We start from the raw sequence: 7,222 nt of genomic DNA, 5'->3' as shown, positions 1-7,222 counted from the left end.
CCGGCATCGCCAACCTCCACAACATCATCCTCGCCGGCTGACCGCCGACCCCGTCCCAGGCAACGCCTTCACCCGGTTACGAGACGTCCCTTAGGGGGTGAGGTGGGCCAGGGCGCCGGTTTCCAAGGCGGCCCAGACCGTGCCGTCGGGGGCGACCGTGATGCCGTGCGGCTCGGCGGCCGGGGTCGGGAGGTCGTGGGTGGCGATCGTGCCGTCCGGGGCGACGTGGCCGATCCGGTTGCCGCCCCACTCGGTGAACCAGCAGCCGCCGGCCGGGTCGGCGGCGATCGCGTGCGGCCGGGCGGCCCGGTCCGGCAACGGGTACTCGTCGATCCGCCCGTCCGGGGTGATCCGGCCGAGCTGGCCGGCGCCGATCTCGACGAACCAGAGCGCGCCGTCCGTTCCGGCCGTGATGCCCACCGGGGCGGCGCCCTCGGTCGGCAGTAGGTGCAGCGCCACGGCGCCGTCCGTGCCCATTCGGCCGACCGCGTTCGCCCGGTTGAGCGTGAACCAGACGGCCTCGTCCGGGCCGGCGGCGACCATCGAGGCGAAGCCGCCGCTCACCGGCAGCGGAAACTGGGTCACCTCCCCGTCGGTGGTGACGCGGCCGATCGCGTCGGCGGTCATCGCCGCGTACCAGAGGGCGCCGTCGGGACCGGCGGCGATGCCGCAGGGGCCGCTTCCGGGCGGGAGCGCGACGGCGCTCTGCTCCCCGTCGGTGGTGATCCGGCCGATCCGGTCGTCGCCGGAGCGGGTGAACCAGAGGGCGCCGTCGGGGCCCGGCGTGACGATCAGCGGCCGGCTGTCGGCCGCCACCGGCCAGGTGCGCAGGTCGCCGTCCGCGCCCACCCGGGCGACCGCGCCGGCGTGGACCAGCGTCAGCCATAGCGCGCCGTCGGGGCCGACGGTGATGCCGTACGGGCCGGCGTCCGCCCCGGTGAGCGGCACTTCCCGGATCTTCGCCAACGCCACGAGGGTCACCTTCCGTCGTCTGCTCCGCCCCGGTGGGGCCTGCCGACCGCCAACCCTGACCGCCGGCGCGCGCCGCGGCAACCCGTTTGTCCGGCTCGGCGGGCGGATTGCCAGCTCGCTGACAGGTTCACCACGGCTTTCCTCCAGCCGGGTTGGTCACCGTCGGTGAGGTCATCGCACCACCCACCGACCCGATGGAGGACAACATGTCCGGCACCATGAGGAAGAAGCACCTGCTGGCCGGCCTGGCCGCGGCCGGGGTACTCGGCGTGGGGATCGCGGCGCCGACGGTCGCGTTCGCCGCGGACGGCGGCACCTCGACGCCGAGCGTCAGCGCCAACGAGACCGGCAGCGGCAGCGGCAGCGGCACCGATAGCGGCAGCAGCAGCGATAGCGGCAGCGGCAAGGACGAGCGGCAGCAGCAGCGGGCCGAGCGGCAGGCGGAGTTCGCCGAGGCCCTGGCCAAGGAACTGGGCGTCTCCACCGACAAGGTGACGGCCGCGCTGGAGAAGGTGCACGAGGCTCGGAAGCCGGCCGACCGGCCCGAGCGGGGTGACTCCGCCGACCGACAGGCCGCGCTGAAGGAGCGCCTGGCGCAGGCGGTCGAGGACGGCAAGCTCACCCAGGAGCAGGCGGACGCCATCACCGCCGCCGCCGAGGCCGGCGTCTTCCCCGGCCCGGGCGGTCGCGGCGGGCACGGCGGCCCGGCCGGCAGGTGACCGCACGCCGTCCGCCCCGGCGACCTCCGGGGCGGACGGCGGCGGCTCCGGCGACCTCCCGGGGCGAACGGCGGCGGCTCCGGCCTCGGGCCGCACGGCTCGGGCCGCCGGCCGCACGACTCACGCCGACGCCGCACGACTCACGCCGTGGCGGGCGGCTCAGGCGCCCGGTGGCGGGGCGAAGACGCCGACGTGGTTGCCGGCCGGGTCCGCCAGGTGGGCGAAGGTGAGCCCGTTGCCGGTGGACTTCAGCGGCACCAGCACCTTGCCGCCGGCCGCCTCCGCGCGCCGGCAGGCGTCCGCCACGTCGGCCACCTGCACGTAGAAGATGGCGTAGTCGGGGCCCGCCCCGCCGGTGCCCCGGATCGCTCCGCTGATCCCCGCGCCGGCGCCACCCTCGGTCGTCCGGTACGGCGCTTCAGCCGTGCCCTCCTCGGTGAAGCTCCAGCCGAACAGGTCGCCGTAGAACCGCTGGGCCTCGTCCGGCCGCTCGGCGCCGATCTCGAACCAGGTGACGGCGTTGCTGATGGTCATGTGTGGCCTCCCGTTCCCCGCGCCGGCCGGTCGACCGGCGCCGTCAGGAGAAAGCCTCGGCCCCGCCCACGACACCGTCCTGTCGGTGTTTTCCCGGCAGTTCGACCGGATCCCACACCGGCGGAAGTGTCCAAGAGGGACAGGATGCCGTGCGTGGGAGGGCAGCGCCGCCCCGTCTCAGACCAGGCTGAGCCGGTGGATCCGGTCGTGCGGGATGTCGAGGTCGTCGACGGCCAGCTCACGCTCGGGGATCCGCTCGCCGAGGGCGGCCACCGAGGTGATCCGGTCGGTGCGGAAGGCCCGGATGCCGCCGCGCAGCCGGCACCAGGCCAGCAGGTACCAGTGCCGGGGGTTGCCGAGGAAGCCGAGCGGCTCCACGTCGCGCAGCGAGCCGGCGCCCGCCCGGTCGGCGTAGCGGATGCGCAGCACGCGGCGTGCGCGTACGGCGTCGGCGACCCCGGCCGGGACGGGCGCGACGGGCCCGTCGCCGATCAGGTGCACCCGCGCGGCCAGCCGGTGGGCCTCGGCGGCGTCGGCGGCCGGCATCACGGCGAGCAGCTTGCGCAGCGCGGTGCCGGCCGCGGCGCCGAACGGCGTGCCGCGCATGCGGTGCAGCGCCACCGCCAGGGCGACGGCCTCTGCGGGAGTGAGGTTGACCGGCGGCAGGGTGCGCGCCCGGTCGAGCGCGTAGCCTCCGGTGCGGCCCGGCTCGGCCCAGATCGGCACGCCCGATTCCTGGAGGGCGCCGATGTCGCGCTCGATGGTGCGGGTGCTCACCTCGAAGCGCTCGGCGAGCCAGCGGGCGCTGCGCGGCCGGGGCGACACGGCGCGCAGCTCCTCCACCAGGGCGTAGAGACGGTCCGTCCGGTTCACCCCCGCAACCTACGACGGGGGTGCGACGCGACCGCTCCGCCCGCGGGCCCAGTTGTCGCAGTGCCCGCAGCCCGTGGTCACGGAGCGCAGCGGGGCCACGCCGCCTCCGACGGAGCGCGGGACGGACCGGCTCAGGCGATGCAGGCGCAGACGATCAGGGCGGCGCCGAAGTGGGTGGCGGCGCTGACCCGGGCCGCCGGGTGCGGCTCGTCGGAGCAGATGATCTCGCCGAGCCTGCCCGGGGTGAGCAGGTCCAGCACGAAGAACGCCAGCGCCATGATGGCCAGCCCGATCAGGCCGAAGAGGACCGTCGAGGCCAGCCCCTTGGCGAAGTCGCTGTAGCTGGTCAGGATCGCGGTGAACACGATCCCGGCGATGCCGAGCTGGTTGGCGGCGAGCAGCAGCGCGGCGTTGCCGTTGCGCCGCACCCAGATCAGCTCCCGCAGCTTGCCGGGAGTGAGCACGTCGACCAGCCCGAACCCGGCCGCCATCAGGGCCACCCCGACGACCCCGAACACGACGCTCTGCCAGGCTCCGCTGAGCAGATCCTCCAGCACCGACTGCCTCCCCGACCTCTGCGCCCGGCGGGGGTGCCGGCGCGGTGATCGAGACGATAGCGGCAGTACGCCAGCGGCGGCAGCCCCCGCCCTACAGCGACAGGTAGCGCTGCCGCTCGTAGGGGGTGACCTCGCGGCGGTACTGCTCCCACTCGGCCCGCTTGTTGCGCAGGAAGAAGTCGAAGACGTGCTCACCGAGCACCTCGGCGACCAGCTCGGAGCCGGCCATCACGTCGATCGCCTCGGCCAGGTTCTCCGGCAGCGGCTCGTAGCCCATCGCCCGCCGCTCGGCGCTGGTCAACGACCAGACGTCGTCCTCGGCGCCCGGCGGCAGCTCGTAGCCCTCCTCGATGCCCTTCATGCCGGCGCCGAGCAGCACCGCGAAGGCCAGGTAGGGGTTGGCCGCCGAGTCCGGCGAGCGGACCTCCACCCGGGCCGAGTTCGGCTTGCCGTAGGCGGGGACCCGGACCAGCGCCGACCGGTTGAGGTGACCCCAGCAGACGTACGCGGGGCTCTCGGTGACCCGGTCCGGCAGCGCCTGCGGGAAGAGCCGCTTGTAGGAGTTGACCCACTGGTTCGTGACGGCCGTGTACTCCCGGGCGTGCACCAGCAGCCCGGCGATGAACGCGCGGGCCACCTTGGACAGCTTCATCGGGTCGCCGGCGTCGTGGAACGCGTTGCGCTCCCCCTCGAACAGCGACAGGTGGGTGTGCATGCCGCTGCCGGGCTGGTCGGTGAAGGGCTTCGGCATGAAGGTGGCCTGCACTCCGGTGGAGAGGGCGACCTCCTTCACCACGTGCCGGAAGGTCATGATGTTGTCGGCGGTGGTCAGCGCGTCGGCGTAGCGCAGGTCGATCTCCTGCTGGCCGGGGGCGACCTCGTGGTGGCTGAACTCCACCGAGATGCCGATCCGCTCCAGCGCCAGCACCGCCTGCCGGCGGAAGTCGCGGGCCACCGCGTGGGTGGTGTGCTCGAAGTAGCCGCCGGTGTCGACCGGGACCGGCACCGAGCCGTCCATCGGGCCGTTCTCCAGCAGGAAGAACTCGATCTCGGGGTGGGTGTAGAAGGTGAAGCCCTTCTCGGCCGCCCTGGACAGCGCCCGGCGCAGCACGTGCCGGGGGTCGGCCCAGGAGGGACCGCCGTCGGGCAGCAGGATGTCGCAGAACATCCGGGCGCTCTCGCCGCTGACCCCGCCCTCGAACGGGAAGACCTGGAAGGTCGTCGGGTCCGGCATGGCCACCATGTCGGACTCGAACACCCGGGCGAAGCCCTCGATCGCCGAGCCGTCGAACCCGATGCCCTCCTCGAAGGCCGCCTCCAGCTCGGCGGGGGCCACGGAGACGCTCTTGAGCGTGCCCAGCACGTCCGTGAACCACAGCCGGACGAACCGGATGTCCCGCTCTTCCAGCGTACGGAGGACGAACTCCTGCTGACGGTCCACTTCCACCCCTCGCGACACTGTTGTCCGCCTTCGACCGGGGGCGACCCGGCCTGACCGACCAGTCTCCACCCGCCTCGTTACGCCGACGTTACGCGACCGGCCGGCACGCGTCCCGCCCTGTCCGCGGCTCCCGCCCGACCGGCCGACCCCCGCCCGACGGGACGGGCCGCCGCCGTCGTCGCGTCGCCGCCGGGCCCGCCGCCGCCGTCCGGTAGCGCCCCGCGGCGGTGGCCGCCGTCTCGCCCCGCCCAGCGTGTCGGGCCCGGACGGCTGGGGCAAGATGAGGGCATGCCCACCCTGCGTCTCGCCCTGTGCCAGGTCAACCCGACCGTCGGCGACCTCGCCGGCAACGCCGGCCTGGTCCGTGACTGGACCCGCCGCGCCGCCGCCGCCGGCGCCCAGCTCGTCGCGTTCCCGGAGATGGCGCTGACCGGCTATCCGGTCGAGGACCTGGTCTTCCGGCGGTCCTTCGTCGCCGCGTCGAAGGCCGCGCTGGAGCGGCTCGCCGGCGACCTCGCCGCGGACGGGCTGGGCGAGCTGCCGGTGCTGGTCGGCTACCTGGACGCCGACGGCCCGCCGCAGGTCAGCGGCGACGCCGAGCCGGGCCACGGCGCCCGCAACGCGGCCGCCCTGCTGCACCGGGGCGACGTCGTGGCCACCTACTTCAAGCACCACCTGCCCAACTACGGGGTCTTCGACGAGGACCGCTACTTCGTCCCCGGCGACGCGCTGACCGTCGTCCGGATCGGCGGGGTGGACGTGGCGCTGACCATCTGCGAGGACCTGTGGCAGGCCGGCGGCCCGTTCGCCGCCGCGCGCCAGGCCGGCGTCGGCCTGGTCCTGAACATCAACGGCTCGCCGTACGAGCTGAACAAGGACGACATCCGGCTGCCGCTGGTGCGCCGCCGGGCCGCCGAGGCGGGGGCGACCATCGCGTACGTCAACATGGTCGGCGGCCAGGACGAGCTGGTCTTCGAGGGCGACTCGATGATCGTGACCGCCGACGGCACGCTGCTCACCCGGGCCCCGCAGTTCGTCGAGCACCTGCTGGTGCACGACGTCGAGCTGCCGGCGGCCGGGGAGCCGGCCGGCCCCGACCAGGCGCTGGCCGACGACATGCGGGTGGTCCGCGCCGCGGTCGACGCCGTCCCGCCACCGACCGGCGGTCCCGTCGCCACGGGCGGGACCATCGCCCCCGTGGCCGACGAGGCCGAGGTGTGGCAGGCGCTCGTGCTCGGCCTGCGCGACTACGTCAACAAGAACCGGTTCCCGTCGGTGGTGCTCGGCCTCTCCGGCGGCATCGACTCGGCGGTGGTGGCCGCGCTGGCCGTCGACGCGCTCGGCCCCGACCGGGTGGTCGGCGTCTCGCTGCCCAGCCAGCACTCCTCGGAGCACAGCCGGGAGGACGCGGCGGAGCTGGCGAAGCGCACCGGGCTGGACTACCGGGTCGAGCCGATCCAGCCGATGGTGGACACCTTCCTGGCGAACATGTCGCTCTCCGGCGTCTCCGTGGAGAACCTCCAGGCGCGGGTCCGCGGGGTGATCCTCATGGCGCTGTCGAACCAGGAGGGCCACCTGGTGCTGACCACCGGCAACAAGAGCGAGCTGGCGGTCGGCTACTCCACCCTCTACGGCGACTCGGTCGGCGGCTTCAACCCCGTCAAGGACGTCTGGAAGACGCTGATCTGGCGGCTCGCGAAGTGGCGCAACGCCGACGCCACCCGCCGGGGCGAGACCCCGCCGATCCCGGAGAGCTCGATCGGCAAGCCGCCGAGCGCCGAGCTGAGCCCGGGCCAGTTGGACAGCGACACGCTGCCCGACTACGACGTGCTCGACCCGATCCTGATCGGCTACGTCGACGGCGACCTCGGCCGCGACGGGCTGGTCGCGTCCGGCCACGACCCGGCCGTCGTCGACCGGGTGCTGCGGATGGTGGATACCGCCGAGTACAAGCGGCGGCAGTCCGCGCCGGGCACGAAGATCTCGATGAAGGCGTTCGGGCGGGACCGGCGGCTGCCGATCACGAACCGGTGGCGCGAGGACGGCTGAGCCGTGCCGCTCCCGGGCCGGCGCCGGCCCGGGAGTGACATCCTCCACTGAGCTCTGCCGCCGGCCGGTCGGGTGGT

7 protein-coding genes are annotated in these 7,222 nt (G+C 74.2%); 2 read left to right on the top strand and 5 right to left on the bottom strand.

The features are described 5' to 3' along the window. Window positions 1–90: 90 nt before the first annotated feature. Window positions 91–972, bottom strand: a complete 882-nt coding sequence (locus tag ACZ6Q9_RS31740) for a Vgb family protein (protein WP_393460933.1) — start codon at window positions 970–972, stop codon at window positions 91–93. A 206-nt stretch (window positions 973–1,178) separates the two neighbouring features. On the opposite strand from ACZ6Q9_RS31740, the gene ACZ6Q9_RS31735 reads away from it, so the two are divergent. After that, window positions 1,179–1,691, top strand: coding sequence for a hypothetical protein (locus ACZ6Q9_RS31735; RefSeq protein ID WP_396830872.1), 513 nt, complete (start codon window positions 1,179–1,181; stop codon window positions 1,689–1,691). A 159-nt stretch (window positions 1,692–1,850) separates the two neighbouring features. On the opposite strand, the gene ACZ6Q9_RS31730 is transcribed toward ACZ6Q9_RS31735, so the two are convergent. From ACZ6Q9_RS31730 to glnA, 4 genes are all read right to left on the bottom strand, one after another. After that, window positions 1,851–2,225: a VOC family protein gene (locus ACZ6Q9_RS31730; protein WP_350707841.1), complete on the bottom strand. Its 375-nt coding sequence runs from the start codon at window positions 2,223–2,225 to the stop codon at window positions 1,851–1,853. 177 nt (window positions 2,226–2,402) lie between these two features. Beyond that, on the bottom strand, window positions 2,403–3,098 hold the full coding sequence (locus ACZ6Q9_RS31725) for a helix-turn-helix transcriptional regulator (RefSeq protein WP_393263032.1): 696 nt from the start codon (window positions 3,096–3,098) through the stop codon (window positions 2,403–2,405). 131 nt (window positions 3,099–3,229) lie between these two features. Beyond that, on the bottom strand, window positions 3,230–3,655 hold the full coding sequence (locus tag ACZ6Q9_RS31720; protein WP_357451054.1) for a DUF350 domain-containing protein: 426 nt from the start codon (window positions 3,653–3,655) through the stop codon (window positions 3,230–3,232). 91 nt (window positions 3,656–3,746) lie between these two features. Next, window positions 3,747–5,096, bottom strand: coding sequence for a type I glutamate--ammonia ligase (gene glnA / locus ACZ6Q9_RS31715; protein ID WP_350679748.1), 1,350 nt, complete (start codon window positions 5,094–5,096; stop codon window positions 3,747–3,749). A gap of 288 nt (window positions 5,097–5,384) precedes the next feature. Here glnA and ACZ6Q9_RS31710 point away from each other — a divergent pair, with 288 nt between their 5' ends. Then, entirely contained in the window at window positions 5,385–7,145 is a 1,761-nt protein-coding gene (locus ACZ6Q9_RS31710) for an NAD+ synthase (RefSeq protein ID WP_396830873.1), read from the top strand. Window positions 7,146–7,222 lie beyond the last annotated feature (77 nt).

It is taken from the genome of Micromonospora sp. NPDC049139, assembly GCF_055586845.1.
Note: the sequence above shows the minus strand (reverse complement) of the source record. Positions and strands in the feature narration are given on the sequence as shown.

Excerpts from the sequence above, each read along its gene's own strand:
- ACZ6Q9_RS31735 (WP_396830872.1), top strand. The coding sequence starts at position 1,179 with ATGTCCGGCACCATGAGGAAGAAGCACCTGCTGGCCGGCCTGGCCGCG.
- ACZ6Q9_RS31730 (WP_350707841.1), bottom strand. The coding sequence starts at position 2,225 with ATGACCATCAGCAACGCCGTCACCTGGTTCGAGATCGGCGCCGAGCGG.
- ACZ6Q9_RS31710 (WP_396830873.1), top strand. The coding sequence starts at position 5,385 with ATGCCCACCCTGCGTCTCGCCCTGTGCCAGGTCAACCCGACCGTCGGC.